We start from the raw sequence: 26702 nt of genomic DNA on the forward strand, positions 1-26702 counted from the left end.
GAGGTTCGAAATTAGCGTGTCAAGTATCCGCCGTCGACGTTGAGGCATGTCCCGGTCACGAAGCTTGCGCCGGCACCACTGAGCCACAGCACGGCCTCGGCGATTTCCCGGGGTTTGCCCAGCCGGCCGATGGGATGAAGTGCTTCTAGCTTCCGGGTCTCCACATCATCAAGGATCTCCGCAATGAGCGGCGTCTTGATGAGCCCCGGCAGGACAGCGTTGACACGGATATTCTGAGCCGAATAGTCAAGCGCCGCGCTCTTCGTCAGTCCGGCGACACCGTGTTTGGCGGCCGTGTAGGCTGGTGTCCCTTCAAGCGTGATACGCGCGGCTACCGAGGCGATGTTGACGATCGCTCCCCCACCATTAGCAATCAGCGCCGGGATCTGTGCCCGCATGCCGAAAAAAACGCCCGTGAGATTGATATCAATGGCATCGTGCCAAAGGTCAACCGGATAATCCGCAAGGGGGAAGCGCGCCCCAGGAATACCCGCGTTGTTGCAGGCGATATCCAGCTGGCCATAATGCTCAAGGGCATTGTCTACAAGCTTTTGATGATCGTCGAGCTGGCGCACATTGCAGGGGGCATAGTGCGCCGTACCGCCTTCGCTTCTGATCCTCTCGACAAGCGCCAGGCCAGCGGCATCATTGATGTCCGAAACCACCACTCGGGCGCCAGCCCGAGCGTAGGCAAGGGCAACTTCGTAGCCGATCCCCGAAGCGGCACCGGTGACAATGGCAACCTTGTCTTGCAGTAGCATTATAGCCTCCTAATACTTCAATCGTGCGGTAACGAACCATTCCCTTGGCCGCGAGAAGATGCCGTAGGTCGTACCGACTCCGTCAATGTCGGAGTACCCGGAAACCAGATAGCGCTCGTTGCCAAGATTGGTAACACCTGCGGTCAGGGACCATCGATCGTCGCTGTCAGTAAATGTGGTGCTTAGATTCCACAGACCGTAGCCGCTCTGATGCAGAAGCGACGTGTTTACGGCATCCTTGAAGTGATCCCCCCGATACGCCCAGTCCGCCCTGACACTGAGGTCACCGATAGCGCCAGTATAGAGATATATGTTGACACCGAGATTTGCCGTCCACTCGGGCGCATTGGGCAACTTGCTAGCCACCGTGACCGGAGCTGCAGCGGGTGAAATATCGCGATACCCCGCGTCCGTGAGTCCAACGCCGCCGTCCAGATGCAGCCAGTCAAACGGTCGTGCCTCAAAGTTGGCCTCGAAACCCTTGATCCGCGCCTTGCCCGCATTCTGGACCGTGGGCGCGATGAACTCGGTCACCAGGACCTGCAGATCCGTATAGTCCATGTGGAATGCAGCAGCGTTCAGGCGCAGGCGGCGATCAAACAACTCTGTCTTCAGGCCAATCTCATAGCTTTCCGCGAATTCAGGCGCAAAGTCGGGCACCTGGGTCAGAGGAGGAAACACCCTTTGCGTGAAGCCACCCGACTTGAAACCCTTGGAATACGATGCGTAGGCCATGGTTTCGTCACTCAAACGATAATCGAGGGTGAGTGCTGGCGTGAACTCCTTAGCGCTCACGCTCCCTTCACGTTGAGGCAGCAGCAGCGAACCCGCCTGCAGAGGCCCCCCATCGCCATTGACATCCGTAAACCCGATCATCGCCATGAAACCCGCAACCGCAGGATCAATGAACAGAACCTCCTGCTCGGGGAGGAAGCGTTTTTTCTCATACGTATAGCGACCGCCCAGCGTCAGGCTCAGGGCGTCTGTCAGATCGTATGTCAGCTGGGCAAAGCCCGCGTAGCTGTCATTATCGACCTTGCCCCCGCTCATGAAAGAGATCGCCTGGGGATTGAAGTTGGAGAGAAAATTGCGATCTGCGCCCTTTTCCTTGAAATAATAAAGACCAGCAAGCCATTGCAAGCGGTTATTGGCGGTGGCTCCCTGAAGCTGGAATTCCTGACTGAATTGCCACTGACTGTATTCATTGGCGGAACTTGTCGCGTCGAGGGGAGAACCATCGTGCTCGAGAGTGAAGCTGCTATCCAGATCGCGGTAGGCGGTAATGGACTTGACGCCGGCCCAGCTCAAATCCCAGTCCGCAGTCAGCGAAACACCCCAGAGATCGAGGTTCGAATCATCTGGCTGCGTATTGTGGTTAGTGTATGGTCCGTCTGTCAGCCACTGGGCGTTCTGGCAGGAGGGGTTGTCAAGCGCGGTGGGGGTCATGCTGCCATTCGGCTGGAACTGAGCGCAGCCAAGGCCGCCCGCAACGAAGTTGTTGTAGATCATCGGAAAAAAACCGAATTCGTTGATCTCAAGTATCTTGATGGGGGGCGAATGCTCACGGGATCGGGTGCCATCAATGGCCAGCGTGAGGCTCAGGTTTTCGGTCGCCTCAAGACTTCCAACGATGCGGCCTGACCAGCTGTTCCGGTCACCGAGTTCCTGACCATCGGTGAGACGAGAGCCATAGCCGTCCCGGCTTTGTCGGCTAATGGATGCCCGCACCGCGGCCCGGTCCGTAACCGGCAGGTTGAAATTGAACTTGCCATCCAGGCGCCCGAAACGACCCGTTGTCAGCTCAGCGGACAGACCAGGTTCATCTCCCGGCGCGCGGGATGTGAGCACCACCGCACCACCAATCGTGTTCTTTCCAAATAGTGTTCCCTGGGGGCCGCGGAGAACCTGGATCTGCTCCAGATCAGCGGTATCAAGAAGCGCTCCCACGGACCTACTGACATAGACACCATCGAGGTAAATTCCCACGCCGGGGTCAATGGTCAGGTTAAAGTCCGTTTGCCCGACACCGCGTATGAATACTGTTGCGGAATTGCTACTGCCGGAAATCGCCGAAGCGCTGTCGAAACTCATATTCGGCGTGAAATGACCCACATCGGCAATGGTACTCATCTGCCGCGCAGCGATTGCGTCGGCGGAAAAGGCAGATATGGAGATCGGAGTATCCTGAAGACTCTCCTCCCGTTTGCGCGCCGTTACTGTGATTTCCTCCAGAAACGGACTGGCTGTCTGCGACAACGCCGGCAGCGGCATCATACCCACAGCTGTCACCCCGACCAGCGTCGGAAGTGCAGAGCGTTTAAGCAGCCTTCCCCCAAGTTCGCAAGCTTTTAGCATTTCCACTTTGCCTCCACTGTCCCGATTTTGTGTCTTATTGTCTCTGCCCTTATTTATACTAAACGGTTTAGTAAAATGTCAACTCCCTTTTGAAAAATTAGTACGACGCGAGGCACATTGCGAAAAATTTCCTTCCAGAATCCAGCTGCTCTGGCGAAAGTGGTCGCGGGGAAAGCTGAAATCTACTGAGAATGAGCCCAGGTGCGGACCCGTTGGAGTCCTTTCCGGGCTTCAGTCCACAGGAGCCTATGTCAATCCGTTGTTCAGCGGGAAGGCGGGGATGCCCCGCTCCTTCTCGCCAAGGTGTGCAGGGAATCTGCCGATGACGTAGAGTTTGCACGACACTCAGTGAGTGTTTACCATCCGCAGCTCGTTCCATGACGCCGGGTGGCACAATGCGCACACATACTGTTATCTACCCGGGCAGCTTCGACCCGATCACCAACGGCCACGTCGACCTGACCGAACGGGCGGCGCGCCTGTTCGGCAAGGTCGTGGTCGCCGTTGCCCACAGTGAGAAGAAGACCCCGCTGTTCTCGCTGCAACAGCGGGTGGAGCTGTGCCAGGAGGCCCTGCAGCATCTGGATAATGTCGAGGTGGTTGGCTTCAGCAATCTGCTGATCGATTTTGCCAAGAGCCAGAATTCACGCTGCGTTCTGCGCGGGCTGCGCGCGGTGGCTGATTTCGAGTACGAATTCCAGCTTGCCAACATGAACCGGGCGATGGACCCGGAGTTCGAAAGTGTGTTCCTGACCCCCTCGGAACACCTGTCCTATATTTCTTCCTCCCTGGTCAGGGAGATCGCGGCGCTCAACGGCGACATCACACCCTTCGTGCCCGACCCGGTGGCGCGGGCACTGCAGGCCAGGTTCAGCTAGTCCGCGGACTGCGCGTCTGCGGACTGCGCGCGGTTGCGCTCAATATCCTTGTTGGTATAACCGGTCTCCCGGCAACCCAGGCAGCGCAGGAAAGTGGTCTCCGCGGGACCAACCATCAGGGTCTCGGCGGCCTCACCGGCATGGCCCGCCATCAGGGTGAAGGGCAGGCTGACGATCCAGGCGGCGGTGCCACCGACGGTCATCACCAGACCGATGGGGCGCGCGACCAGCAGATCGCCGACCATGGCACCGGCCGAGGGACTTTCATCGACCGCAGTCTGGGCCCACAGCGGCGGTGCGGTGAGCAGGGAAGCCACCAGGGCGATGGCTGCGAGACGACGGTTTGCACAGATTGTTTTCATTTTCCACTCCCGGAAAGAATCCCACCCCAAACAGCATTGCCTGCAGTTTAGCCTGTTCAGCGCTGGCAGGTCACGCAATAGACCGTGGCCCGCTGCCCCAGCCGACACTCGCGCAGGGGCCTCTGGCAGTGCTTGCAGGGTAGCCCGCCACGGCCATAGGCATACAGTTGCTGGGCAAAGTAGCCCGGCTTGCCGTCGCCGCCAACAAAATCCCTCAGCGTCGTTCCACCCTCGCTTATGGCGGAAGTTAGCACTTGCTTCACATGCTCGGCAAGCCTCTCGTAGCGGGCCAGGCCAATGCGGCCTGCAGGACGATCGGGGCGGATCCCGGCCAGGAACAACGCTTCGTTGGCGTAAATATTACCAACGCCTACCACGATGCGGCCGTCCATGAGGAACGACTTGACCGGCGCCCGACGGCCACGGGAGCGTCGATGGAGAAGCTCACCAGTGAAATCGGTTGACAGTGGCTCGGGGCCCAAACCCTGCAACAGGGAATGCGAGGCACCGGGTTCCAGCCAGAGCATGCAGCCGAACCGGCGCGGGTCGTTGAAACGCAGGCGATCACCGCTGGAGAGCAGGATTTCGACATGGTCGTGGCGCAGCAGTGGGCTGTGATCGCGGATCACCCGCAGGGAACCCGACATGCCCAGATGCACCAGCAGGCTGCCGGCGGCTGTGCGGAACAGCAGGTACTTCGCACGCCGCTCCACCGCCTCAATCAGCTGCCCCTGCAGGCGCGGGGCAAGATCGGGCGGCACCGGCCAGCGCAGGCGCGGCTCCCGGACTTGCACCGCGACCACGCGCTGGCCGCGACTCCAGGGCTCGACGCCGCGGCGGGTGGTCTCGACCTCGGGCAGCTCAGGCATCAGTTCCAGCCATAAAAAACCCCGACCTGGGCCGGGGTTCCGCGAGTACCGACGGCAGCGATCAATTACTTGATCTTGCCTTCCTTGTACATCACATGCTTGCGCACGACCGGATCGAATTTCTTCATTTCCAGCTTGTCCGGGGTGGTACGCTTGTTCTTGTCAGTGGTATAGAAGTGGCCAGTACCGGCTGACGAAATCATTCTGATCTTGTCTCTCATGCTGTTTCTCCTTCAGCTCTGGCTGCTCAGACCTTGGCGCCATTGGCGCGAATGTCACTGAGGACCTGGTCGATACCCTTCTTGTCAATAATGCGCATGCCCTTGCTGGAAACCCGCAGGGACACGAAGCGCTTCTCTGACTCAACCCAGAACCGGTGCTGGTGCAGATTGGGCAAAAAACGACGACGGGTGCGGTTTTTTGCGTGTGATACGTTGTTACCGGTGACCGGACGCTTGCCGGTGACCTGACATACTCTTGCCATGTTCGCCTCTCCCATTACCACGGGAATTGAAAGATTGGTGTGGCCAAACGGGTCTGAAATGGTACCCCGGCCGCGCGGAGCGCGACTTTATACCAGAAGGCACCCCGCTGCGCAAGCAAAAGCGGGGATTACAACAGGCCGCTTTCCGCGAAGGAATAGCTCTGGCCGCGGCCGATGATAACATGGTCCAGTACCCGGATATCCAGCAAGCCCAGGGCAGACTGCAGGCGCTCGGTGATACGCCTGTCCGCCTGGCTGGGCTCTGCCACCCCGGACGGATGATTGTGCGCCAGGATGACCGCCGCGGCGTGATATTGCAGGGCGCGAACCGCCACCTCCCGGGGATACACCGCCGCGCCGTCAAGGGTACCGTAGAACAGGTCTTCACAGCGCAGGATACGGTGCTGGTTGTCCAGGAACAGGCAAGTGAACACTTCCCGCTGCTGGCCGCCGAGATGGTGCTGCAGAAAGCGGCGGGTTTCCCGCGGGCTGCACAGGGCGCTGCCGGCCCTGGCCTCCTCTAGCGCGTGCCTGCGGGCAAGCTCCAGGGCCGCTGCCAGCTGTGCGACCTTGCCCGCACCCATCCCGGGGCTGCCCAGCAGGGTCTCCTGCCCCGCCGCCAGCAGGCCCGAAAGGCTGCCAAAACGCAGCAGCAGTTCCCGGGCCATATCCAGTGCCGTATGACCCCGGCGCCCGGTGCGCAGCATTACCGCCAGCACCTCCGCATCCGACAGTGACGCCGCCCCCCGCTGCAACAGCTTGTCCCGCGGCCCCTCCCCGGTGCCCCAGTGCCTCATCGACATCGGCTTACCCTCCCTGGCAATGCCCGCGCTGTGTCAAATCGCCTGACGTGGTGGTATTGTTTCCCCACTCAACCCTATTGTCCCAGTTCGGTGGCCGCAGTGGCACATCTTTTCAATCGCAATATTGTGCTCGGCGTCACTGGCGGCATCGCTGCCTACAAGTCCGCGGAACTGGTGCGCCAGCTGCAGGAACTGGGGGCCGATGTGCGGGTGATCATGACCCGTGGCGCCCGGGAGTTCATCACCCCCCTCACCCTGCAGGCCCTGTCCGGCAGACCGGTCCACACGGAGCTGCTGGATCCCGATGCGGAGCTGGGCATGGGCCATATCGAGCTCGCCCGCTGGGCCGACCTGCTGCTGATCGCCCCGGCGACAGCAGACCTGCTGGCAAGACTCGCCGCGGGCCGCGCCGACGACCTGCTGACCACCGTTGCCCTGGCGACTGCCGCACCCAGACTGTTGGCCCCGGCAATGAACCAGCAGATGTGGCGCGACCCGGCCACCACCGCCAATGTCGCCACCCTGACCGAGCGCGGCTTCCATATGATCGGTCCCGCTGCGGGCGAGCAAGCCTGTGGCGACATCGGCCCGGGGCGCATGGAGCAGCCCGCGGTCATTGCCCAGGCGGCCGCCGCCCTGTTCAGCAGTGGCCTGCTCGCGGGCCGACGCGTGCTGATCACGGCGGGCCCCACCCGGGAGGCCCTAGACCCGGTGCGCTACCTCTCCAACCACAGCTCCGGCAAGATGGGCTTCGCCCTGGCACAGGCCGCCACCGACGCCGGCGCCCACACCACCCTGGTGAGCGGCCCGGTCCACCTGTCGACACCGGATCATGTGCACAGAATTGATGTACAAAGCGCAGAAGACATGTTGCGTGAATGCCTCGCGCTGGCGCCCTCCTGCGATATCTTCATCGCCTGCGCGGCGGTGGCCGACTACCGCCCGGCGGACGTCGCCGCACAGAAAATCAAGAAAGGCGCAGAGCGAATTACCCTGGAGCTGCAGCGCAACCCGGATATTCTCGCCACCGTGAGCGCCAGTCCCGGCGCGCCATTTACCGTGGGATTTGCAGCGGAGACCAACGATGTGCTGACCTACGCCAGGGGCAAACTGGAGCACAAGGGCCTGGACATGATTGTCGCCAACGATGTCTCCAACACCGCCATCGGGTTCAACAGCGAGCACAACGCCGTGACCGTGCTCTGGCGCAGTGGCAGCAGGCAACTGGAACAGGCGAGCAAGAGCGTCATCGCCCGGGAGCTGATTGCTCTCATCGCCGCACAGCTGGACAGCAACCATGACTGATCGCGATCCACACAACAGCCGCGGCGTGGTCGCCGGCAACAAGGCCCTGCTCAAGATTACGGCCCTGGCGCTGACACTGGCACTGGCGCCGCTGTTGGCCGGGTTCGCCTATTTGGGACTGGTGCGGGACCCGCAGCTGGAGAGCCGGAACATCCATGCCGTCAGTGCCATGGTCGCCAGGCAACAGGCAACCAGCCTGTCCTCACTGCTGCAGGACCTGGGCCAACGGCTGCAGCAGGCAGGCAATGCTGCATCCTGGCAACTGCAGCTACGTGATGGAGCCGACCCGGGAGCACTGGCGCAGTCGTTGCTGCCTTTCTTCCCGGAGTTTTCGGAACTGAGGCTGGTGCCCCTGACAGATATGGGGACGGCCACTCTGGGCGAGGGTCACTACGGCCTCCGCAGCCACATAGAAGTCGACCTGGTGCGACGGGCCGCGGCTGGCGAGGGCGTGCGACCCGAGGCCTACCGCGTCGACGGCGAACTACTCACCGCCATTGCCCATCTCGCCCACAACCCGGCGACCGACGAAAACCAAACCGTGGTCCTCGGAACCCTGCGTGAACAAGTGCTGATTTCGCGCCTGCAGGTCGGCGACGGTGAGTTCGGCGAAGTGACCCTGCAACAGCAGTTCGGCAATGACCACAACGATTTCCTGCGCACTGGCCAGGCCAGTACGGAGGGGCGTCCCTACCAGGCGTCGCACGCCGTCCCCACAACCGCCTGGCAGGTGACGTTCACCCCCTCCACCACCCTGATGCAGGATCTCGCCGTGAGCCGGCTGCCGTTGCTGCTGGTGCTGGGCCTGCTGCTGGCGGGAGTCTGCGCCGGACTGTTCACGGTGGCGCTGTGGCTGCCGCGCCTGGTTGGGCGGGACGTTGCGCGCATCATCGACTCCGCTGGCCTGAAAAGCCGCCTGCACCTTGATATTCCCCACCTGGTACCCCTGGGACAACACCTGCGCAGGCTGCTGGGCGGGCAGACGATGGCGGCCACCCCAGACAGCGGCGATCGACCCTCACCCCCTGAGGTGCTCACCGGCCATCACCTGACCAATCCCCTGTTCCAGCGCACCGCCATTCTGGATGGGGAACAGGCTGAAGGCGACGAAAGCCTGGAACTGGAACTGCCGGAAAGCAGCGCGGCGCAAGACACCGCGCTGCTACTGCCGCCGCACATTTTCCGTGCCTATGATATCCGGGGGGACGCTGACAATGAGTTGGCCGATAGCGCCGTTGACCTGATCGCCAGAGCGATAGGTACCCTGGCGGCCGAAAAGAATGAGGATACGCTGGTGGTGGGCTGCGACGGTCGCGAGTCCAGCCCAAGGATCAAGCGGGCGCTGATCCAGGGCCTGCTGAGTACCGGGCGCCAGGTGGTCGACATCGGCGTGGTACCTACACCGCTACTCTATTACGCCACCCGCAAGCTGGAGACTCGCTCCGGCGTCATGGTCACCGGCAGCCACAACCCCGCCGCGGACAACGGTCTCAAGATAGTCTTGAAAAACCACACCATTGCCGGTGGCCTGGTGCAACGGATTCGGGAGTCGGCCCTGGAAGCCAATTTCTGCGAGGACCAGGGCGCACTGACTCACAAAGACCTGCTGCCCGAGTATCTGGAAGAAGTGGTCCGCGATATCGCCCTGCCGGTTCCCCTGAAACTGGTTATTGACGCCGGCAACGGCGCGACCAGCGAAATAGCACCACGTCTCTTCACCGAGCTGGGCTGCGAGGTGCTGCCCCTGTTCTGTGATATCGATGGCAGCTTTCCCAATCGCTCTCCCGATACCAGCCGGGAGGACAACCTGGCGGCCCTGGTCGCAACCGTTGTACGCGAAAAGGCTGACCTGGGGATCGCCTTCGATGGCGACGGTGACCGGGTCGCAGTGGTAACCGGTTCCGGACGCATACTGCGCACGGACCAGCTGATGATGCTCTACGTGCAGGATGTCGTCTCCCGCAACCCGGGCACCGATGTGGTGTTTGACATCAAGTGCAGCCGCAATCTCGCCCAGCTGGTCGTGACCCACGGCGGCCGGCCGGTACTGTCGAAAACCGGCCACGCCTTCATGAAGGAGAAAATGGCGGAAACAGGTGCCCTGCTCGGCGGTGAATTTTCGGGGCACATTTTCTTTGGCGAGCGCTGGTACGGTTTCGACGATGGCCTGTACGCCGCAGCCAGGCTGGCGGAGATCATAAGCAATCAGGGCGAGACCCTTGATCAGCTGATGACTGCATTCCCCGAAACGGCAAACACGCCTGAAATCCTGATTCCCGTGCCTGAGGCCGGCAAGTTCGCACTAGTGAAGAAGCTCATCGAGACCGCCAGCTTTCCCGAGGGCAAGATCAACACACTGGATGGCCTGCGGGTTGATTTCAACGATGGCTGGGGCCTGGTCCGGGCCTCCAATACCTCCGCCGCCCTCACCGCCCGCTTTGAGGCCTCCACAACGGAGCAGTTGCGGCTTATCATGGACGCATTCCGGGGCCAGCTCGCCGCCATTGAGCCCGGCCTCGAAATTCCCGACTGACCTCACCAATCCGGGCGCAAGCCCTGCGCAGGAACTGTTATGTCACTCGATCGTGATTCCGCCATGAATATTGCCAGGGTACTGACCGAGGCCCTGCCCTACATCCAGCGTTTTACCGGCAAGACGATCGTGGTCAAGTTCGGCGGCAATGCCATGGTGGACCCGCTGCTGCACGAGAGCTTCGCCCGCGATGTGGTATTGATGAAACTGGTGGGCATGAACCCGGTGATCGTGCACGGTGGCGGTCCCCAGATCGGGCAACTGCTGGAAAAACTCAATATACACACCGAATTCGTCAACGGCATGCGAGTGACCAACAGTGAAACCATGGACGTGGTGGAAATGGTGCTCGGTGGAAGCGTGAACAAGGAGATTGTCTCCTCCATCAGTCGCGCCGGTGGCAAGGCCATCGGCGTGACCGGCAAGGATGGCCAGCTGATCCGCGCCCGCAAGTTGCAGGTCAGCCGCTTCAGCCCGGAGCTGGGTGCCTCCGAAATCATCGATATCGGCCAAGTCGGGGAAGTCGAGCAGATCGACACCGAAGTCTTGCAGGTCATCCTCGGCAGCCACTTCATTCCGGTCATTGCACCGATAGGCGTTGACCGCGAGGGTAACACCTACAATATCAACGCCGACCTGGTAGCCGGGAAGATCGCCCAGGTAATGCGCGCGGAAAAATTGATGTTGCTGACCAACATCTCCGGCCTGCTGGACAAGGACGGCAACATCCTGACCGGCCTCAGTACCCGGCAGGTCGACGAACTGATTGCGGACGGCACCATCAGCGGTGGCATGCTGCCGAAGATCAGCTGCGCGCTGGACGCGGTAAACTCGGGCGTGGCGAGCGCCCACATCATCGACGGACGGGTACCCCATGCGGTGCTGCTGGAAATCTTTACCGACATCGGTATTGGCACCCTGATCACCAGCCGTCCGGGCTGAGTCGGCGAAAAAGGCCCGGCATCGGTCCGGAGCTTGTTGCAGGACCGTCGGCGAGCCGCTAGCATAATCCCATCCTCTGCCGATCGTGAGCGTCATGCCGCCGAAGAAATCCCAACGCCGCCAGCAGATCCTGGAAGCACTCGCCCAGATGCTGGAAGCCAGCCCCGGCACACGCATCACCACAGCGGGCCTGGCGCGCCAGGTGGGTGTCTCGGAAGCGGCACTGTATCGCCACTTTCCCAGCAAGGGCAAAATGTTCGAGGGTCTGATCGAATTCATCGAGGACACCCTGTTCTCCCGCATCAGCATCATCCTCAACGAAGAGCCTGGCGCAGCCGCGCGCTGTGAGAAGATGCTGTTATTGTTGCTGGCCTTCACCGAGCGCAATCCCGGTATTACCCGTATCCTTACCGGTGACGCCCTGACGGGCGAAACCGGGCGCCTGCACCAGCGGGTAGCACAGCTGTTTGATCGCTACGAAACGCAGCTGAAGCAAGTACTGCGGGAAGCGGAACTGCGGGAGGGGCTGCGTCCCGTGATCCCCCTGGGAGCGGCGGCCAATCTATTGATGGCAACGGCAGAGGGGCGGATCGCCCAGTTCGTGCGCAGCGGATTCACCCGCTCACCGACGGCGAACTGGCAGGACCAGTGGGAGATGTTGATGGCCGGCTTCTTTCGCCAGACTGTAGCGAGCCCCGCGGCTGGGCCCCTGATGGGGCAAGCCTAGAGGGGCCCCCTGGGCGGGCCCCCCTGGGCGGGCCCCCCTAATCTTTCTGGCGGGCGGCTGCGCGGCGCCGCTGTACCAACTCTTCCAGTAGCGTAAAGCGCTCCATGTCCGCGGCATAGCTCATCTCGACTTCCTCTATTTCGCGCTGGCGCTCCGCAATCTGGCGCTCGGTGACACCGACCTCCTGCTGTAGATCGGCGATGGTTTTCAGCAGCTCCTCATCCACCTCCCAGCCGCGGCGCTCGAGATCCGCCGCCTGGGCCTGATAGTTTTCTATCTGCTGCCTGAGGCTGCTGCGGTTGCTCTTGAGGATGCTCACCCTGACGCGCAGGTCGCGCAAAGCACGATCGCGCGCAGCCTCTATGTCCGACACCGCGCTGTAGCGCAGCAACAGGGTCTCATCCCACTTGCGCAGGCGCTCCTCTTCTTTCCGCGCCTCCGCTTCCAGTCGCTGCTGCGCGTTGACGTCGGCGCGTTCCTCCTCCGAAGGCATTCGCGGCACCACCCGCAATACCACACCGCGGTCATTGAGGACCTCGTAGCCGTTGGCAATGTACTCGGGTGGTACCCGGTGATCGATCACCACGACGCCCTCCGCATTGCGATAGCGGTACAACTCCTTGCCCTGGGCATCTGCGAGCGGCACCACGCTCGCCAACAGGAGCGCCAGGGGGAACAACAAATAACGGATGTCGGACATGGGCGCCAATATAGAGCCTGGCAGACGGGTAAACAAGTCAGACGCCGTAGCGCCGACGGTAGTCACGCATGGCTGCAAGCGCATCGGCGTAGTCATCGCCCGCAGCCTCCAGATAGGCGATGATGTGACTCATGTCAATAATGCTCAGCACGGGTATGGCGTGCTCCCGCTCGATTTCCTGGATTGCGGACAGCTCACCGGCGCCACGTTCCTGACGGTTCAGGCCGATAGCGACCCCGGCAAGGCTGGCGCCAGCAGATTCAATCATGGCGATGACCTCGCGGACAGCAGTGCCGGCGGTAATCACATCGTCAATAACCAGAACCCGCCCGCGCAGGGGCGCCCCCACCAAGACACCACCCTCGCCATGGGCTTTGGCTTCCTTGCGGTTATAGGCAAAGGGAACATCGCGTCCATGGTGGTCAGCCAGCGCAATGGCGGTGGCGGCGGCCAGCGGAATCCCCTTGTAGGCTGGACCCAGGAGGACATCAAAGTCGAGGCCTGCAGCAACAATACGCTGGGCGTAACAGCGCCCCAGGGCAGCCAGGGCAGCGCCACTGGCAAAGCCGCCCGCATTGAAAAAATAGGGGCTGACACGCCCCGACTTCAGGGTAAATTCACCGAACCGGAGTACTTCATGGCGTCGGGCCAGTTCAATGAACTCCTGCTGGTATGCATTCATGCGCTAATCCGGTGCAGGGTAAAAGCTGCGAAATCGAGGGATTGGGGTTATGCTTTGGCAGTGGCGCCGTTATCATGCGCACCACAACAACGGATTTATGATACACGCTCTCTCTGCAAGGGGCCACGCATGAGGATCATCAGTTTCAGTGCCGACGGCATTCAGCAAGCCGCGGGCAATGGTTTCTATGACTGGCTGAGCGAGCAGGACGCCGATTTCGTCTGCATTCAGGATCTGCGTTGCACAGAATACGACCTGCGGGACGATCTCTACTTCCCGCGGGAGTACAACGCCTATTTCTTCGACCACGTGGATGGCAAATCCGATGGCGTAGCGATCTACTGTCGCAAGCTGCCCAAGGCCATCATGACCGGCCTCGGCTTCTCGGATTTTGACATGGAAGGTCGCTATATCCAGGCCGACTACGAGAATTTGAGCGTGGGCTGCCTGCTGGCACCCTATGCGGAACCCGGCAACGCCGACCAGCTGCGGCGCAAGACCGAATTCTACGGGCTCTTGCAGCACCACCTGCAGAAAATCCGCAACAAGCGCCGGGAGTTCATCATCTGCGGTAACTGGCATATCGCCCACACCGCAGCCGATGTCCAGGACACCGAGCACAACAGCACTACCCCCGGCTTCCTCGCGGAAGAACGCCAGTGGATGGATGAGTTGGTCGAATCAGGCTATGTGGACGCCTTCCGGGAGATCAATTCCGACCACGACGAGTTCAGCTGGTGGCCCGATGGCAAACCCGGCAGCAACGGCTGGCGCACGGACTTCCAGGTGGTGTCCAAGGGGCTGAAATATGCCGTGGACTACGGTGCCATCTACAAGGCGCGAGTGTTCTCAAGTCACGCGCCGATCATTATGGACTACGACATCGAGGTTTGATCCGGCGCAGGGTCGTCTCGGCACCGAGCTCCCTGCCAAATCCACCGCCATAAATTTAGCCTGCCAGGGCCTGCTTTTGCAGGGCAAAGAGGTGGCGGATGCCCGATTCCGCCAAATTCAGCATTTCGTCCATTTCGGCACGGTGGAAGGGTTGGCCTTCGGCGGTGCCCTGGATTTCGATAAACCCGCCGTCTTCGCCCATGACCACATTCATATCGGTGTCGGCCTTTGAATCCTCTCGATAATCCAGGTCCAGTACTGGCACGCCCTGGAAGATCCCCGCCGACACCGAGGCCACCATCTGCAGCAGGGGGTCGGTGGTGATCAGTTTCTTCCGCTGCAAGTGGTTGAGGGCATCAACCAGGGCCACGCAGGCGCCGGTAATGGCTGCGGTGCGGGTACCGCCGTCTGCCTGGATGACATCGCAGTCCACGGTGATCGTGTATTCGCCCAGCTTTTTCAGGTCCACGGCAGAGCGCAGTGAACGGCCGATCAGGCGCTGGATCTCCAGCGTGCGCCCGCCCTGCTTGCCGCGGCTGGCCTCGCGGTCCATGCGCGAACCCGTGGACCGCGGCAGCATGCCGTATTCGGCGGTCACCCAGCCACTGCCGGTACCGCGCAGAAAGCGGGGTACGCCGGCCTCGACCGACGCGGTACAAATAACTTTGGTGGCACCGAATTCAACCAGCACAGAGCCCTCGGCGTGGCAAGTGTACTCCCGCGTCATGGTGACGTTTCGCAGGTCGGCGGGCGCGCGGCCACTGGGTCTTTGCATGGGTTGGTACTCCGATGAGAATGGCAGCGCGACAGTATACGCGAGCCGCACGCGGACTGCAGGAGCAGAGCAGGCCCGGCGCTGTGAGTGGGCGCTGCAAGCTGCTAGACTGACCTCCTCCCCGTTATCATTGAGGCGTCCCTTTGGCAGCCGTTTACAGCATGACCGCCTTTGCCCGCGAGACCGTCGATACCGGGGAGGGGGCGCTCACAGTCGAGATCCGGACGGTTAACCACCGCTACCTGGACTGCAGCTTCAAGCTGCCGGAGGCGCTGCGCAACCTGGAAGTTCGGCTGCGGCAGCAGGCTGGCGCCAGACTCGCCCGGGGCAAGGTGGAGTGCCTGTTCCGGCTGCAACCCCGGACGGACCAGGCGTCGGCAATGGCTATCGACCGGGAGCAGATGCAGCGGGTCATCGTGGCAGCCACTACGATAGCCAGTGCACTGCCACAGGCGCAGCCGATCAACCCGCTGGAGGTCCTCCAGTTCCCCGGAGTCTGCGTTGCCCCGGAAGCGGATGAAGAAGCACTGCAGGCCAGTGCCGCAGCACTGTTCGATGCGGCTCTGGCGTCGCTGCTGGAGAGCCGCGCCCGGGAGGGCGCCAAACTGGCCGCCATGATCCGGGACCGCCTGCAGCAGGTGGAATTGGAGACCACGGCGATCCGCGAACTGCTGCCGGAACTCAAGCAACAGCAGCGTGCGCGCCTGCTGGCGCGGCTGGCCGAACTGCAGGTGGAAGTCGACCACAACCGCCTGGAACAGGAACTGGTGTACCTCGCCCAGAAAGCGGATGTGGACGAGGAACTGGACCGGCTGCAGACCCACGTCGAAGAGGTGCGCCGCACCCTGGACCAGGGTGGACCCTGCGGCCGGCGGCTGGATTTCCTGATGCAGGAGCTGAACCGGGAAGCCAATACCCTGTCTTCCAAATCCATCGCCAGCAGCAGCACCCACAGCGCGGTCCAGCTCAAGGTCCTGATTGAGCAGATGCGGGAGCAGATCCAGAACATTGAGTAGGGTTCAGCGCCGCACAGCCTGCCCGACACAGCGCTCCCGTTGCACCATTGACAAGGAATACAGATGCACCGATTTATTGTTTACCAGTATGGCAAGGTGGGCAGCACCGCTGTTGTCGAGACACTGAACACACTCCCTGAGACAGAGGCTCATCAGGTTCATTTTTTCGGCCCCGCCGCGTTCGAAATCATTTTCAACAAGCTTCTCGACCCCGAGTTGTCCGAGTATTTTTTCGAACACTCCTCGGGACAGTTGCAGGGCAACATGCGGGTTTACCGGCAGTTTCGGCAGGCCAGGGACAAGGGCGAGAGGGTCACGGTATTGACCATGTTCCGGGAGCCGTTCGACTGGTTCCGGTCCTGTATCGCCCAGGAAATCGACGATCACATCAATACCTTCCGCTATAGCCTCGACCGCGGAGGCATCGCCTGGGACAGCGACGAGGAGGCGGTAACCCTGGGCCTGGAACTACTGTTGACGCGTATCCTGGGCGCCCTGGAATTGGCGGGCGGCATAGACAACCTGTCCATGGAGGTACGGCGAGGCCTGAAGCGGACCATGGCGTTTGCGGACGACAGGGACTTTGAGCAGTTCCTGTTCCTTCTGGGCCGTTTCCTGGCACCCCATTTCTGGTTTGCAACCAATCTGCGCCCGGCCCTGGAGACCGACCTGCAGGATATGGAGCGTCTCTCTACAGACCTGTTTCGCGCACGGAAGGAATGGGGCAATATCTATCTGCTGCGTTATGAACAATTGCAGGGGGCCTTTGATTCCGCGCTGCGTGATCTCGGCTATGCTGACCCGCCGCAACTGGCACACTCGAACATCAGTGCCGAGAAGCCTTTCAGCGATGCGATAAGCGCTGTCTTTGCCTCACCTGCAGCGCGCCAGCTGAAACGCCTCTGTCAGTCGGAGACAGACAGCTTCCTGGGTTATGGAAGCCTACGCACCCCTGGCTAGTGGGCCACGCGGCAAGTTGCCGACAATGAGCCAGCGCCGGGGGCCAACCAGCGCGTGTGTGGATCTGCAAACACACTGCTTGCCCCCCGGGAGCCGTCTCTGTGTAAAATGCCCGGCAATGCACAACCGCAAGAGGACAGCCTGAAACCATGAGCGGCACCGGCACTCTGTACACCGTCTCCGCACCCAGTGGTGCCGGCAAGACCAGCCTGGTCAACGCGCTCATTGCGCGCTGCAACCAGCTGCGGGTCTCCGTATCCCATACCACCCGGCCCCAGCGCCCCGGGGAACAGGATGGCCTCAACTACCATTTCGTCGAGGAAAACGCGTTTCTCGACATGCTGGAGCAGGCTGCGTTCCTGGAGCACGCCCGGGTATTCGGCAACCTCTACGGCACCTCCCAGGCCTGGGTAGAGGAGCAGCTTGCCGCCGGCACCGACGTCATCCTGGAAATCGACTGGCAGGGAGCGGAGCAGGTCAAGCGCCTGCTGCCCGCCACCCGCGCCATCTTCATCCTGCCGCCGTCGCGCCAGGCCCTGGAGCAACGGCTGACGGGTCGCGGCCAGGACAACCCGGACATCATCGCCAGCCGCATGGCGCTGGCGGTGGAGGAGATGTCGCACTACATCCAGTCCGACTTCCTGGTCGTGAACAATGACTTCGAGCAGGCGCTGGCCGAGCTGGAGGCTATCGTGGTCTGCCAGCGGCTGCAGACAACGCGCCAACAGGAGGTTCTGACCGGCCTGCTGCGGGACCTGCTCGACGGCTGACGCCGGCACGGCATTATTCACATCGCCCCGCAACCACCCGTTGCTGTACCTTAACCCCCACAAAGAGGGTATAATTACCGGTTCATTTACCTTCACAGGACTGACACACAGATGGCACGCGTAACCGTTGAAGATTGTCTGGAAAATGTTGATAACCGATTTGAACTGGTCATGGTCGCCAGCAAGCGCGCCCGGCAGATCGCGACCGGCGGCAAGGATCCGCTGGTGGAGGAAGAGTCCGACAAGCCCACTGTTATCGCCCTGCGCGAAATCGCCGAAGGTCTGGTCAACGCCTCCATCCTCACCCGCGAGGAGGAAATGGACGCGGAAGACGAGTTCGCCGAAGTCATGGCGGCATCCCACGAGTCGTTCTGATGTCCCCGGGGCATCCTTGCTAGCCGGAGGCGCCTAGCCAGGTAGCACTACTGACATGCAAACCATTGATGCCCTTGATTCCACCCTGCGCAGCTACCTGAACGCCGATCAGGCGCGACAGGTGCGTCGCGCCTACTATTTCGCCGAGCAGGCCCATTTCGGGCAGATCCGGCGCAGCGGCGAGCCCTACGTCACCCACCCCCTCGCCGTGGCCGGCATCCTCGCCGACATGCACATGGACCACCAGAGCCTGATGGCCGCCATGTTGCACGACGTTATCGAGGACACCGGCATCGACAAGGACTCCATCGGCAACCAGTTCGGGCCGGCGGTGGCGGAACTGGTGGACGGAGTCAGCAAACTGACCCAGATGGAGTTCAGCTCGCTGGCGGAAAAGCAGGCGGAGAACTTCCAGAAAATGGCCCTGGCCATGGCCCGGGACATCCGCGTGATCCTGGTAAAGCTGGCAGACCGCCTGCACAACATGCGCACCCTGGGCGTCCTGCCCCAGGACAAGGCCCGCCGCATAGCCCGCGAAACCCTCGAAATCTATGCCCCCATCGCCATGCGCCTGGGGATGAACGCGGTGCGCATCGAGTTCGAGGATCTCGGCTTCAGCGCCCTGTACCCGATGCGCGCCAGCCGCATCGCCGCTGCCATGCGCGCCGGCAGCGGCAACCGCAAGGAGCTGGTCGACAAGATCCGCCACCAGATTGAGTCCACCCTGGAGCACGAAGGGCACGACGTGGAGGTCATCGGCCGCGAGAAGCACCTCTACAGCATCTACAGCAAGATGAAGTCCAAGAAAAAGTCCTTTGCGGAGATCATGGACATCTACGCCTTCCGCATCATCGTCGACTCGGTGGACACCTGCTACAGGGTGCTGGGTTCCGTGCACAGCCTGTACAAGCCGGTCCCCGGGGAATTCAGTGACTATATCGCGATCCCCAAGGCCAACGGCTACCAGTCCCTGCACACGGTGCTGATGGGCATGCATGGCGTGCCCATCGAGATCCAGATCCGCACCCGGGAAATGGAAGAGATGGCGAACAACGGCATTGCCGCCCACTGGTTGTACAAGAGCGACGGCCAATCCGCCAATGGCAGCCATGCCAGGGCCCGGGAATGGGTGCAGGGCCTGCTGGAAATGCAGCAGCGGGCCGGGAACTCGCTGGAATTCATCGAAAGCGTCAAGATTGACCTGTTTCCGGACGAAATCTACGTGTTCACGCCCAAGGGCCGGATCCTGGAGCTGCCCCGCGGCGCCACGGCGGTGGATTTCGCCTTTGCAGTGCATACCGACGTCGGCAACAGCTGCGTCGCCTGCCGCATCAACCGGCGCCTGGCGCCTCTCTCCGAGCCCCTGCAGAGCGGCCAGACCGTCGAGATTCTCACCGCACCCGGCGCCCGCCCCAACCCGTCCTGGTTCAATTACGCGGTGACCGCCAAGGCACGGACCAACATCCGCCACTTTCTCAAGCACCAGACCCGGGAAGACTCCGTTGCTTTGGGCAGGCGCCTGCTGGACAAGGCCCTGCAGGCCTTCGACAGCGGCCTGGAGCAGCTCCCCGGGACCCAGCTGCAGGACTACCTGAAACGACACGAGTACGAGGCGCTGGACGACCTGCTGGTAGATATCGCCCGCGGCAATCGCCTGCCGCCGATCACCGCCCAGCAGATTCTGGGTGAACTCGCGGCTGGCCTGCTGGAACCGGCCGAGCAAAAACCGCAGCCGATGGCCATTCGCGGCACCGAGGGCTTCATGGTCACCTATGCCCGCTGCTGCCATCCGATTCCCGGTGATCCGATCGAGGGCTACCTGAGCTCGGAAAAAGGCGTGGTCGTGCACCGCGAGCGCTGCAAGAACCTGGCGGAGATGCGCGAGAACCGCGAGCGCCTGGTGGCCTTGCGCTGGGATGAGCAGGTGCAGGGAGAATATCTGACCGAGCTGCGCATCGAGGTGGAGAACCGCCGTGGCATGATCGCGGTGCTCGCCACCCGCATCAACAGCATGGGCGTGAACATCGAAAAGATCTCCACCGAGGACAAGGACTACCAGTTCACCTACGTCGACCTCGCCATGCAGGTCAACAACCGGATCCACCTCGCCCGGATCATGAAGCGCCTGCGCACGGTCAATTCCGTGCGCCGGGTATCGCGACTCAAGAACGAGGCGCCCGCGCGGCGCCCGAAGCAGGGAACCGCCAAATGACCAACCGTGCCATTATCTCCAGCCCCGATGCCCCCGCGGCAATCGGGCCCTATTCACAAGCCGTCAAGGTGGGCAACACGGTGTGGCTTTCAGGCCAGATTCCGCTGGTGCCGGGCACCATGGAGCTGGTCACCGGAGACATCAGCGCCCAGGCGCGGCAGGTGTTCAGCAACCTGAGGGCGGTAGCGGAAGCCGCCGGTGGCACCCTGAACAGTGCGGTAAAAATCAATATTTCCCTGACCGACATGGGCGATTTCGCCGCGGTCAACGAGGTCATGACGGAGTTCCTGCAGGCGCCCTTCCCGGCCCGGGCCTGCGTCCAGGTTGCCGGCTTGCCCAAGGGTGTCGCCATCGAAGTCGAGGCGATCCTCGCCCTCTGAGACCCAGGGCGGCAGCAGCGTTGGATCGCGCAGGGACTGCGCTCCTGTAGGAGCCCGCTCCGCGGGCGATCGCGCAGGGACTGCGCTCCTACAATAGCCCGCTGGCCCAGGCCACCCTCTCTGGCCGCTATGCGGCCATTCACCTTGTCTGCGGGCGATCACCCACCACGGCGGCATAGCCGCTGCGATAATCCGGGTAGCGCAGCCTGTAGCCGCTGGCCCGCAGGGCCAGGTTGCGACAGCGCTTGTGGCCGCCGCCGCGCAGGCCCGCGCCGCGCAGGCCGCTGACCCGAGTCCGCCATTCCTTGAGACCCAGCTCCCGCGCCAGCCACAGCTCTACCTCGAATTGCGGCGCCGGCTCATTGTCCGCCGCGATCATGATTCGCGCCGGGACGACGCCCCGCTCCCATTGCTGCAGCAACCAGGCCAACAGTCCCCCTACATCGTCCCGGTGAATCCGGTTGCTGTAGCGCAGCGGCGTCTGCGGGGACAATTCGCCGCCGGCGATGCGCCGCAGCAGCATGCCCTCCGGCTCACCGTAGATCCCGGCACAGCGCAGAACACAGGCGGGGTGCCCTGATGCCAGCAGCTGGCGCTCAGCGTCCATGATCGCCAGCGCCGCAGGATCCGTGGTCGCCAGGGGGCTGTCATCCTCCACCCAGCCACCCTCCGACTCGGCGTAGACGCGGGTACTGGATACCATGATGATTCCCGCCGGCCGGTGCCCGCCCAGGCCCGCGAGGACATTGTGCATGGCCTGACTGAACCCGGCACGGTATCCCGCTTCGCCGCTGCCGACCGGCTTCAGGGTCAGGATGATGTAGTCCGGCGCCAGCGCCTCCAGCATGGCCAGTGGCGCATCAGTCGCGGCGTAGTCCGCGGCAACCCCGGCGAAGCCCTCCGGCAGGGCATCGGTATTCCGTCGCAGGCCGGTCAGCGACCAGCCGGCCCGCTGCAAAATGGCTCCGGCGCGGGCGCCCAGGTCACCACAGCCAACAATCAGTACGCTTTTACCCTTCATCTGCCCTTCCCTGACTGGTTACACTGTACGGCCATGACCCAACGGGCCCGCCGCCTTGAACACAGTGTACTGCACCCCCGGTGCCCGCATCTTCCCCTCCGGAGTCGCCGGCCTTGGCCGTGCTTGAACGCCTGCCGGTTACCACGCTGCGTGGGGTCGGGCCGCGGCTGGCCCAGCAGCTCTCGGACTATGGCATTACCCTGGTGGAGGACCTGTTGTTCCACCTGCCGCTGCGCTACCAGGACCGCACCCGGGTGACACCGATTGCGGCGCTGCAGGAAGGCGGCGAGGTTTCGGTCGAGGGCGAAATACGGCTTGCGGACATTGTCTTTGGACGCCGGCGCAGCCTGGTGGCGCGGATCCAGGATGGCACCGGCACCCTGACCTTGCGCTTCTTCCACTTCAGTGCGGCACAGAAAAACAGTCTGCAGCCTGGCACCAGGCTGCGCTGTTTTGGCCAGGTGCGGCGCGGTGCCAGTGGCTATGAGATTTTTCATCCGGAGTATCGGGTGGTGGAAGAAGACGGGGACGAGGGGATCGCCCACCTGGCAGGCTCCCACAGCGAGGCAACGCTGACGCCGGTGTACCCCACTACCAGCGGTATCGGTCAGGCCCAGTGGCGCAAGCTCTGTGCCCAGGCACTGCAACGACTGGAGCAGGCGCAGCCCCGGGACCTGTTGCCCGCGAACAGCGGTCTGCGCTTCACTCTGGTGCAGGCCCTGTACTACCTTCACGCACCGCCGCCGGATGCCCCCCTGAACCAGCTGCTGGCGGGGACACACCCGGCGCAGCTGCGGCTGGCGCTGGAGGAACTGGTCGCACACAACCTGTCTCTGCTGCGACTGCGCGAGAAGCAACAGCAAAGAGCCGCCCCCGCCCTGCAGCTGCATCGGGCAGGAGCGTTGCAAAAATCCCTGCTCGCCGAGCTGCCCTTCACGCCCACCGGGGCCCAGTTGCGGGTGATGGAAGAGATTGGCCGGGACCTGGCAAAGCCGGTGCCCATGCTGCGTCTGGTCCAGGGCGATGTGGGCTCTGGCAAGACCCTGGTCGCTGCCCACGCAGCACTGCAAGCCATAGCCAACGGCTACCAGGTGGCGCTGATGGCGCCCACCGAGATCCTCGCCGAGCAGCACAGACTCAACTTTGCCGGCTGGTTCGAGCCCCTGGGCATCGGCCTGGAGTGGCTCAGCGGCCGGGTAAAGGGCAAAGCGCGCAAGGCGGCCACCGCGAGAATCGCCTCCGGCGAGGCGGCCATGGTGATCGGTACCCACGCCCTGTTCCAGGAGGACGTCACCTTCCATCGCCTGGGCCTGGTGATGGTCGACGAACAGCACAAGTTCGGGGTTCACCAGCGCCTGGCCCTGAGCGAGAAGGCCGGCATTGATGGACGCCCGCACCAGCTGGTGCTGACCGCCACCCCCATTCCCCGCACCCTGTCCATGGTGGCCTATGCCGACCTCGACAGTTCGGTCATCGATGAGCTGCCGCCGGGTCGGCAGCCCGTCACCACCCTGCTGGTGGACAGCCAGCGTCGGGACCAGGTGATCGCCCGGGTGGCCAGCGCCTGTGGCGAGGGACGCCAGGCCTACTGGGTTTGCACCCTGATCGAAGAGAGCGACGCGCTGCAGGCGCAGGCGGCAGAGGCTACAGCGGAGCTGCTGCGGGAGGCGCTGCCTGAGCTGGCCATCGGCCTGGTACACGGGCGCATGAAGCCGGCGGAGAAAGCCGCGGTCATGTCAGGGTTCAAGGCCGGCACAGTGGCCTTGCTGGTGGCGACCACGGTGATCGAGGTGGGCGTCGATGTGCCCAATGCCAGCCTGATGATCATCGAGAACCCGGAACGGCTGGGGCTGGCGCAACTGCACCAATTGCGGGGCCGGGTCGGACGCGGCGGCGGCGCCAGCCACTGCCTGCTGCTGTACCAGTCTCCGCTGTCGCGCAACGGCAAGCAGCGGCTGGTGGCGATGCGCGAGAGCAACGACGGCTTTTACATTGCCGAACGGGATCTGGAGCTGCGGGGGCCAGGGGAGGTGCTGGGTACCCGCCAGACCGGCCTGATGGCGTTTCGCATCGCCGAACTGCCGACCCACAACCACCTGCTGGACCAGGTACAGGCGCTGGCCGGAAACCTGCAACAGGGCGATCCGGCCCGGGTGGATGAGCTGATCGAGCGCTGGACCGGCAGCAAGTCCCGTTTCGCCGAGGTCTGAGGCGCGGTCAAAGTGCCTGCAGGCGGGCGAGACGGGCGGCGAGCTCGGCCCGACCCATGGCGTTGAGGCGGGCAATGTTTGCCTGCGGGATCTTTTCCGGCTCGGGCCAGGCAGCCAAAGCGCGCTCCAGCATGTCCTCCCGCAGCAGGTGGATGACCGGCAGCGGCGCACGATTGCTGTAATGACTGGCGGCATCCGGCGGCTCGCCGGCGAACTGGTAGTCCGGGTGGAAACTGGCCAGCTGGATCACGCCCTCCAGACCCGCAGCCGCCAGCAACGTGTTGGCCTGGTCGAGAAAATCCAGATAGTCGTCGAATTGCACCAGGCCACCGGTGAAGGCCAGCAGCGTGGTGGCCACCTCCTCCGCGCTGCTGCCCTGCAACAGGTCGAGTTCCCGGAGCAGGTGTTCCTGCATGAGCAGCAGCCCCTCCTCGCTGTCATCGGCTGCACAGACCGCGATGCGCAAACCCGTCCCCGCCACAACGGGCCGGGCAAAAGGGCACAGGTTCAGGCCGACAACACAGCTTTCCAGCCACGCCAGCAGCTGGCGTTCAGCACGGACAGTGGCAATCGCGGCCCCGCCGCTGGCGCTGCTCAGGGCAGGATCGCCGGCAGCGCCTTCTGCAGCTCGATCTTGGCCTTGGTGGCGTCGCCAGTCAGGGCGAAGCCCAGCAGCTCGCCGGCACTGTTGCGGAACTCGGCGCGCACACTGCTGCCCTCCGCCTCGATCTGCCACTCGCCCGCCGCGCCTGCCGCCGGCGGTGCCACCACCACCGGACAGGCCGGGGTCTTGATCGTCACCGGCATCGGCGGGTAGACCACCTCGGTGGGTTCGCCCGCCAGGGTCTTGCCCAGCGCCCGGGAGGCCGCCACCAGCGGCGCCACATAGACCAGCACATGGCCGGCGACTTCGGCGCAATCGCCCAGCGCATACACGTTGGCAGCACTGGTTTCCAGCAGGCGGTTGGTGACAATACCGCGGTTGACTTCAATGCCGGCTGCCTTCGCCAGGTCCACCCGGGGACGCACACCCACCGCCGAAACCACCAGGTCCGCGGCAATGGTCTCGCCGTTGTTGAGGCTGACCACTACGCCCTGTTCGGCGCGATTTACCGCCGTCACCAGCGGGCCGAAGTGGAATTTCGCGCCTTTTTCTTCCAGCGCAGCCTGCACCGCCTTGCCTGCAGCCTCCGGCAGCAGGGTGGGCAGGCAGTAACCCAGCGGGTCGACCGCTTCCACCTCGAAGCCGCCATTGAGGAGGTCGTTGGTGAACTCGCAGCCGATCAGGCCGCCGCCGATGATGCAGATCCTGCGCGCCTTGTGCCGGGTCATCGCCGTGCGGAAATCATCGTAATCCAGCAGGTCGTTGACCGAATAGACCAGCTCCTGTGCGTCACCCTCTATGGGTGGCTGGATGGTCTGGGCACCCAGCGCCAGTACCAGCTTGCCGTAATGGATCGCGGTTTTCGCATCCCCCACCCGGATGACCTGCTGGGCGGTGTCGATATCACTGACCCGGGTCATGGTCCAGACGCTGGCCTTGAGCTGCTTGGCCATGGAGCCGGCATCGAGCTGGACCAGGTCGTCGGCACTGGTTTCCTTGGTGTAGCCAGTGGACAGCATGGGCTTGGAGTAGGCGCGGCCGTCATCGGAGCTGATCAGGATCAAAGGCGTCTCGCTGTCGTGCTTGCGGAACTCCTTCGCCACACCGTAGCCGGCCAGGCCAGTGCCGATGATAACCACCGGCGGATGGACCTTGTCCGCCACCGGTTCCTCGTGGTGAGGCGTCTCGTCAACGGGCGTTTCCTCAATCAGTTCGAAATCTTCCTTGCCGACGCCACAATCGGGGCACAGCCAGTCCTCGGGTACGTCTTCCCACTTGGTCCCCGGCGCAATGCCATCATCCGGCCAGCCGTCTTTCTCGTCGTAGACCAGGCCACAGACTATGCATTCCCACTTGCTCATACGGACTCTCGCTCCAATCTATTGTGCGGGCCGCCCCGGCCCGGGGCATTACCAGCAGCCGGGGGCAGAAGCGCAGAAATTCGAGCGCAACACTATAGAGTTGTATGAAAAATGTGCAAGGACTTTGCGACAGAGACAATAATGGAAACCGGCGCTGGTTCAACAGCCTCGCATGCGGGTGGCTATGCTTGCCAGTTACCGCTGGTAAGCCCGCCCGCGGCCGGGCACACTTTCCGGGCCGACACTGCCGGCCCTGTTACTGAACCTGCAAGGAGCCTGAAAATGACCCGATTGTTGTTGCTGCTGTTGGCCCCCCTGGCGGCCGGCCCCGCATTCTCACTGAATATCCTGCTCACCAACGATGACGGTTGGCAGGCGCCCGGCATCCAGAGCGTGTACAAGACCCTGACCGAGGCCGGACACACTGTGACCCTGGTGGCACCGGTGTCCGACCAGAGTGGCCGCGGGGGCGCCATGAACACCGATGTGGGCGGCTACGTCGCCGTGAACCGCGTGGGCGACGGCATGTGGTCGGTGGACGGCACTCCCACCGACTCCGTGCGTGCGGGACTGCAGGTCATCCTCCGCGATGCGCCGCCGGATATCGTGATCAGCGGCAGCAATTTCGGCCAGAACCTGGGCCGCGCCGGCGCCCACCAGTCCGGGACGGTGAATGCGGCCCTGCAGTCGGCCTTCCTGGGCTATCCGGCCATCGCCATCAGC

27 protein-coding genes are annotated in these 26702 nt (G+C 62.9%); 14 read left to right on the forward strand and 13 right to left on the reverse strand.

The window, feature by feature from the left end; genetic code table 11:
• Positions 1 to 11: 11 nt before the first annotated feature.
• Together RLO07_RS19950 and RLO07_RS19955 are read right to left on the reverse strand one after the other, a co-directional pair.
• Entirely contained in the window at positions 12 to 761 is a 750-nt protein-coding gene (locus RLO07_RS19950) for an SDR family NAD(P)-dependent oxidoreductase (protein WP_462293903.1), read from the reverse strand.
• Positions 762 to 770: 9 nt separating this feature from the next.
• Positions 771 to 3116: a TonB-dependent receptor gene (locus RLO07_RS19955; protein ID WP_462293934.1), complete on the reverse strand. Its 2346-nt coding sequence runs from the start codon at positions 3114 to 3116 to the stop codon at positions 771 to 773.
• 395 nt (positions 3117 to 3511) lie between these two features.
• On the opposite strand from RLO07_RS19955, the gene coaD reads away from it, so the two are divergent.
• On the forward strand, positions 3512 to 3994 hold the full coding sequence (gene coaD / locus RLO07_RS19960; protein ID WP_462293904.1) for a pantetheine-phosphate adenylyltransferase: 483 nt from the start codon (positions 3512 to 3514) through the stop codon (positions 3992 to 3994).
• Here coaD and RLO07_RS19965 read toward each other — a convergent pair.
• The 5 genes from RLO07_RS19965 to radC form a co-directional block, all read right to left on the reverse strand.
• Positions 3991 to 4356: a hypothetical protein gene (locus tag RLO07_RS19965; RefSeq protein WP_462293905.1), complete on the reverse strand. Its 366-nt coding sequence runs from the start codon at positions 4354 to 4356 to the stop codon at positions 3991 to 3993. The genes coaD and RLO07_RS19965 overlap by 4 nt on opposite strands.
• A gap of 56 nt (positions 4357 to 4412) precedes the next feature.
• Positions 4413 to 5225: a bifunctional DNA-formamidopyrimidine glycosylase/DNA-(apurinic or apyrimidinic site) lyase gene (gene mutM / locus RLO07_RS19970; protein WP_462293906.1), complete on the reverse strand. Its 813-nt coding sequence runs from the start codon at positions 5223 to 5225 to the stop codon at positions 4413 to 4415.
• 65 nt (positions 5226 to 5290) lie between these two features.
• Positions 5291 to 5446 carry a 50S ribosomal protein L33 gene (gene rpmG, locus RLO07_RS19975; RefSeq protein WP_462293907.1) on the reverse strand — a complete coding sequence of 52 codons (156 nt, stop codon included), beginning with the start codon at positions 5444 to 5446 and terminating at the stop codon, positions 5291 to 5293.
• Positions 5447 to 5472: 26 nt separating this feature from the next.
• Complete coding sequence (gene rpmB, locus RLO07_RS19980; RefSeq protein ID WP_462293908.1) at positions 5473 to 5709, reverse strand: 50S ribosomal protein L28; 237 nt, start codon at positions 5707 to 5709, stop codon at positions 5473 to 5475.
• Positions 5710 to 5837: 128 nt separating this feature from the next.
• On the reverse strand, positions 5838 to 6512 hold the full coding sequence (radC, locus tag RLO07_RS19985; protein ID WP_462293909.1) for a RadC family protein: 675 nt from the start codon (positions 6510 to 6512) through the stop codon (positions 5838 to 5840).
• Between the two features lie 99 nt (positions 6513 to 6611).
• On the opposite strand from radC, the gene coaBC reads away from it, so the two are divergent.
• The 4 genes from coaBC (at position 6612) to slmA (ending at position 12019) form a co-directional block, all read left to right on the forward strand.
• Entirely contained in the window at positions 6612 to 7817 is a 1206-nt protein-coding gene (gene coaBC / locus RLO07_RS19990; protein WP_462293910.1) for a bifunctional phosphopantothenoylcysteine decarboxylase/phosphopantothenate--cysteine ligase CoaBC, read from the forward strand.
• Entirely contained in the window at positions 7810 to 10350 is a 2541-nt protein-coding gene (locus RLO07_RS19995) for a phosphomannomutase/phosphoglucomutase (RefSeq protein ID WP_462293911.1), read from the forward strand. Before coaBC ends, RLO07_RS19995 begins: the two co-directional genes overlap by 8 nt.
• A 39-nt stretch (positions 10351 to 10389) precedes the next feature.
• A complete protein-coding gene (argB, locus tag RLO07_RS20000; protein WP_462293912.1) occupies positions 10390 to 11292 on the forward strand; it encodes an acetylglutamate kinase in 903 nt (300 codons plus the stop codon).
• A gap of 94 nt (positions 11293 to 11386) precedes the next feature.
• Entirely contained in the window at positions 11387 to 12019 is a 633-nt protein-coding gene (gene slmA, locus RLO07_RS20005; RefSeq protein ID WP_462293913.1) for a nucleoid occlusion factor SlmA, read from the forward strand.
• 37 nt (positions 12020 to 12056) lie between these two features.
• Here slmA and RLO07_RS20010 read toward each other — a convergent pair whose 3' ends face one another.
• Complete coding sequence (locus RLO07_RS20010) at positions 12057 to 12719, reverse strand: FlxA-like family protein (protein WP_462293914.1); 663 nt, start codon at positions 12717 to 12719, stop codon at positions 12057 to 12059.
• 37 nt (positions 12720 to 12756) lie between these two features.
• Entirely contained in the window at positions 12757 to 13401 is a 645-nt protein-coding gene (gene pyrE / locus RLO07_RS20015) for an orotate phosphoribosyltransferase (protein ID WP_462293915.1), read from the reverse strand.
• 129 nt (positions 13402 to 13530) lie between these two features.
• Here pyrE and RLO07_RS20020 point away from each other — a divergent pair, with 129 nt between their 5' ends.
• On the forward strand, positions 13531 to 14295 hold the full coding sequence (locus RLO07_RS20020; RefSeq protein ID WP_462293916.1) for an exodeoxyribonuclease III: 765 nt from the start codon (positions 13531 to 13533) through the stop codon (positions 14293 to 14295).
• A gap of 55 nt (positions 14296 to 14350) precedes the next feature.
• Here the strand turns inward: RLO07_RS20020 and rph are convergent, their stop codons facing one another.
• On the reverse strand, positions 14351 to 15070 hold the full coding sequence (gene rph, locus RLO07_RS20025; protein ID WP_462293917.1) for a ribonuclease PH: 720 nt from the start codon (positions 15068 to 15070) through the stop codon (positions 14351 to 14353).
• Between the two features lie 143 nt (positions 15071 to 15213).
• On the opposite strand from rph, the gene RLO07_RS20030 reads away from it, so the two are divergent.
• From RLO07_RS20030 to RLO07_RS20055, 6 genes are all read left to right on the forward strand, one after another.
• On the forward strand, positions 15214 to 16086 hold the full coding sequence (locus RLO07_RS20030) for a YicC/YloC family endoribonuclease (protein ID WP_462293918.1): 873 nt from the start codon (positions 15214 to 15216) through the stop codon (positions 16084 to 16086).
• A gap of 63 nt (positions 16087 to 16149) precedes the next feature.
• A complete protein-coding gene (locus tag RLO07_RS20035; RefSeq protein ID WP_462293919.1) occupies positions 16150 to 17046 on the forward strand; it encodes a hypothetical protein in 897 nt (298 codons plus the stop codon).
• Between the two features lie 149 nt (positions 17047 to 17195).
• Positions 17196 to 17816 (forward strand): guanylate kinase, encoded by a 621-nt coding sequence (gmk, locus tag RLO07_RS20040; RefSeq protein WP_462293920.1) that lies wholly within the window; start codon positions 17196 to 17198, stop codon positions 17814 to 17816.
• Between the two features lie 111 nt (positions 17817 to 17927).
• The gene (gene rpoZ, locus RLO07_RS20045) at positions 17928 to 18191 is read left to right on the forward strand and encodes a DNA-directed RNA polymerase subunit omega (RefSeq protein WP_462293921.1); all 264 of its coding nucleotides are present in this window, start codon (positions 17928 to 17930) and stop codon (positions 18189 to 18191) included.
• Between the two features lie 55 nt (positions 18192 to 18246).
• On the forward strand, positions 18247 to 20403 hold the full coding sequence (gene spoT / locus RLO07_RS20050) for a bifunctional GTP diphosphokinase/guanosine-3',5'-bis pyrophosphate 3'-pyrophosphohydrolase (RefSeq protein WP_462293922.1): 2157 nt from the start codon (positions 18247 to 18249) through the stop codon (positions 20401 to 20403).
• Positions 20400 to 20783, forward strand: a complete 384-nt coding sequence (locus RLO07_RS20055) for a RidA family protein (protein WP_462293923.1) — start codon at positions 20400 to 20402, stop codon at positions 20781 to 20783. Before spoT ends, RLO07_RS20055 begins: the two co-directional genes overlap by 4 nt.
• A gap of 139 nt (positions 20784 to 20922) precedes the next feature.
• Here the strand turns inward: RLO07_RS20055 and RLO07_RS20060 are convergent, their stop codons facing one another.
• The gene (locus RLO07_RS20060) at positions 20923 to 21804 is read right to left on the reverse strand and encodes a Rossmann-fold NAD(P)-binding domain-containing protein (protein WP_462293924.1); all 882 of its coding nucleotides are present in this window, start codon (positions 21802 to 21804) and stop codon (positions 20923 to 20925) included.
• A 119-nt stretch (positions 21805 to 21923) separates the two neighbouring features.
• Between RLO07_RS20060 and recG the strand changes: the two genes are divergently transcribed.
• Entirely contained in the window at positions 21924 to 24014 is a 2091-nt protein-coding gene (gene recG, locus RLO07_RS20065) for an ATP-dependent DNA helicase RecG (protein WP_462293935.1), read from the forward strand.
• A 7-nt stretch (positions 24015 to 24021) separates the two neighbouring features.
• Here recG and RLO07_RS20070 read toward each other — a convergent pair whose 3' ends face one another.
• Together RLO07_RS20070 and RLO07_RS20075 are read right to left on the reverse strand one after the other, a co-directional pair.
• Complete coding sequence (locus RLO07_RS20070; protein WP_462293936.1) at positions 24022 to 24612, reverse strand: DUF1415 domain-containing protein; 591 nt, start codon at positions 24610 to 24612, stop codon at positions 24022 to 24024.
• On the reverse strand, positions 24609 to 25979 hold the full coding sequence (locus RLO07_RS20075; protein WP_462293925.1) for an FAD-dependent oxidoreductase: 1371 nt from the start codon (positions 25977 to 25979) through the stop codon (positions 24609 to 24611). Before RLO07_RS20075 ends, RLO07_RS20070 begins: the two co-directional genes overlap by 4 nt.
• 282 nt (positions 25980 to 26261) lie before the next feature.
• On the opposite strand from RLO07_RS20075, the gene surE reads away from it, so the two are divergent.
• Positions 26262 to 26702 (forward strand): 5'/3'-nucleotidase SurE (gene surE, locus RLO07_RS20080; protein ID WP_462293926.1); only part of this gene is annotated, 441 nt, incomplete at its 3' end.

Source organism: Haliea sp., assembly GCF_040221975.1.
Lineage (GTDB): Bacteria > Pseudomonadota > Gammaproteobacteria > Pseudomonadales > Halieaceae > Haliea.